The 1741-nt window shown below is 70.4% G+C and carries 3 protein-coding genes; all 3 read right to left on the reverse strand.

Going from position 1 to position 1741, the window contains the following annotated elements; all coding sequences use genetic code 11:
* Positions 1 to 69: 69 nt before the first annotated feature.
* Positions 70 to 477, reverse strand: a complete 408-nt coding sequence (locus ACWCV3_RS28820) for a WhiB family transcriptional regulator (RefSeq protein ID WP_451230277.1) — start codon at positions 475 to 477, stop codon at positions 70 to 72.
* A gap of 312 nt (positions 478 to 789) precedes the next feature.
* A complete protein-coding gene (locus ACWCV3_RS28825) occupies positions 790 to 1236 on the reverse strand; it encodes a hypothetical protein (RefSeq protein WP_451230280.1) in 447 nt (148 codons plus the stop codon).
* Positions 1237 to 1393: 157 nt separating this feature from the next.
* A partial coding sequence (locus ACWCV3_RS28830) for a hypothetical protein (RefSeq protein WP_451230283.1) occupies positions 1394 to 1741 on the reverse strand: 348 nt, incomplete at its 5' end.

The following is a 1741-nucleotide window of genomic DNA, read 5'->3' on the forward strand; positions in this document are numbered from 1 at the left end:
GAACGGGGTGCCCGGCCATTACCGTATTCATTGACTGACGGTCCTCCCTGTTAGTGGCAGGGAGGACCGTCAGGCCGCCCGCGCGCCGGCTCGCGGACGGGTCTGTGCGGCGGACGCGGTGAGCCAGCTCAGGCCGCAGGCGAGGCACAGCGCGTCGTCGCTGCCCTCCACGGCCTTCATGTCCACCACCCGCCTACTCTCGCAGGACGGGCACTTGGCCCGGTCCTTCTTCGCCTTCAGCCGCCGGCGTTCGGCGGTGTCGGTACCGCCCCAGTACCCGCGCTGCCCGTACGTCAAGGCGTACCGGAGGCAAGTATCGCGCACGGGGCACGGATTGCAGAAACGGCGGGCCTCCTCCAGGCCCTCCGCGTTCTCATGGTCGGGTACGAAGACATCCAGTGGAACCCCCGCACAGGCCGCCCCATCCTGCCAACGAACCTCGGAAGCGGCGTAGCCGCTCGACTGACCCTCCAGCACTCCAGCTCCTCGGACGTGGTGACTACTTCCAGCTACGAACTATTGCCGTATGACACACGAGTTTGGAAGCGTGCACACGGAAATAATCGGGGCTGCCGTGCGAAGTGGCACACATGTTTCCGCATGTGTTCACGCAACGAGGCGATTACCCCGGGTAGCCCGTCCGGGCGCGTCCCTGGCCTGCGCGTATGACCAACTCGTAAAGGCGTAAGGGGAGTTGGAAAAGAGTGCGGGTGAGTGCCGTTTCGCGCAACGCGAAACGGCACTCGAAGGGTTTAGCGAATTCGGTTACGCGTCGTGATCCTCTGGCCTTTACCCGGGGTGGCGTTCGGCCATCGCGTCCGCGCTCATGCGGCCGGTGATCCCGTCGTGGTACCCGACGGTGCGGGTGCACTCCGTACGGCCGGGGCCGCGTCGGACGACGTCCCCGCCTGCGTCCGGCGCCCGCAGCGGGACGGTCACCGAGCGGGAGTTGACGCGCAGCACCTCGAACCAGGTCTCCCGGACCCGGACGAAGTCGCCGGCCGTGAAGTCCTCGCGGCTCCACGTCTTGAGCCCCTGCGCCTCGGCCTGGGCGACGACGCCCTGCCAGTGCGCGGTCTGTTCGTCCAGCTCGGCGAGCTGGCCCGCCAGATCCTCGTGGAGCGGCGAGCCCGGCGCGCAGCGGGCGAGGGACCGGGCGATCCGGCGCCGCTGGACCTGGAGCTGGTCGACGCGCCGCAGAGCGTGCGCGAGCGTGCGGGTGGTGACGGTGCCCATAGGGCCTCCCCTGTTCCTTGGTCACGTTGTGCGAGTGCCCCGCCCTGTGGGGAGGGGGCGGGGCACTGGAGCCGTGGCTGGTGACGGGGACCACCCGCCACGAGTGGGGGATGCCACGGAGTGTGCCAGTGATCCGGCGGACCACCGAATGAGCCGGTCAGGCTGCGGTCCAGTGTGCGGCGTCGGCGCGGCGCAGGTACACCGCGACGTCCTGCCGGGCCTCGGGCGTGAGCATCACGGCCAGGGCCGAGAGACCGCGCCGCACGCCGACGGCCACCCGGGCCGTACCGAACGGGCTGACGCAGTCCATCCGCGCCTCGCTGTGCGTGGAGGCGGCCACGGCCGTCTCGTCGCCGTTGACGGCGAGCCAGCGGCCGTACGGCATCCCGTACTCGTCGCGGCCGACGATGCCGGGCCGGGCCTCGCCGGCGAACCACGCGGCCAGCGGGCGCAGCCACTCGGGCCGCAGGATCACGCTGTGGTGGCGGGGCTCCGGGCCGTTCAG

The organism is Streptomyces sp. NPDC001781 (assembly GCF_053596035.1).